Below are 1,213 nucleotides of genomic sequence, written 5' to 3' on the forward strand. Positions count from 1 at the left end.
ATTCAGGTTGTTTATCAGCATCTTCAGTTTAATCAGGCGCGTGATATTGATAATCTTGATGTTGATTTAGGAAAATTTCATCAATGGGTGGGGCGTGTTGGTGGGCGTTTAAGCAAGACGTTAGGTGTTGTGGAAGAGGGACGTGAAGTTTCTTTTTATGGTAAGCTTTCTTATTTGCATAGTTTTGAAGATAAGCAATTCGTTTCTTTTAAAAACGATTTTCAGTTAGGTTCCTTTGGTTCTTCTTTGGAAGCAGGGGTTGGGTTTAATGCCCGTCTCTCATCAAAACTTTCTCTTCGTGGAGATGTCACTTATCAGCATAGATTTAAGAAAATTGGTTTTTCTGGAACGAGTTTCTCTGCTGGATTGCGCCACCTCTTTTGATGAGCTGCAATATGTATTTTTAGTTAAAAGGCAGAAGATTTTCGGCCTTTTAATGTATTAAAATTTATTTTGCTTCATCAATATGGTTATTTTTTGATATAAAAGATTACAATAGATGCTTTCTTTTATGCGATGAGAAATTTTTCTAAAATTTTTGATGTTAAGATATGAGGACAGATTTCATTGTGAATATGAAAAGTTTGAATGCTGAATGCTTTCGGCATAATCTTTCAAAAGAGACGATATAGGTGGTTGTTTTTGTCCATTTCTTTATTCATTTTTATAGATCATAAGTTTAGTCTTTATGAGTTTTATGCATTGTTTTGAATTTTGTTTTAGAACTTTATTCACGTTTATATCATTTAATACGCATATTATTTGTTTCTTTTTTAGGATGTTTACTTAAGAATTTTGGATAGATACTTATTTTTAGAACAAAAAGAGGGAGTTTGAGGTCAAATTATAATAAAAGTAAAGTATGCTTTATCGTGTTGTTATGGTTGTTGTTTTGTAAGTGATAGGTGGCAGAGAAATTTCGATAAGATACAGGATATTATTTTCATTGCGGTCATGCGCGGATATCACCATTCTTTTTTCAGCATTCAATATTTGCGCAGATTTTAGCACTCGAGAATGTTCATAAGAAGTAATTTACCTTTTTTCAAAAGTCCTTCTTTGCATGCCAGCTTCGTTTGTGATGGACAAGGGGTTAATTGATTAAATATAAACAGGTTTGAAATGAAAGAAATTTATAATATTTAGTTTTTATTCAATATCTAAAATGATGAATGAGCATTCTGAATTATTGCATGAAATTTTCCTAAATCAA

General features: G+C 31.3%; 1 protein-coding gene. It reads left to right on the forward strand.

The features are described from left to right. A partial coding sequence (locus ACFIMM_RS03935; protein WP_375692631.1) for an autotransporter outer membrane beta-barrel domain-containing protein occupies positions 1-384 on the forward strand: 384 nt, incomplete at its 5' end. Positions 385-1,213: the final 829 nt, after the last annotated feature.

The sequence above is a fragment of the Bartonella sp. AP258QHHD genome, from assembly GCF_042196145.1.
Lineage (GTDB): Bacteria > Pseudomonadota > Alphaproteobacteria > Rhizobiales > Rhizobiaceae > Bartonella.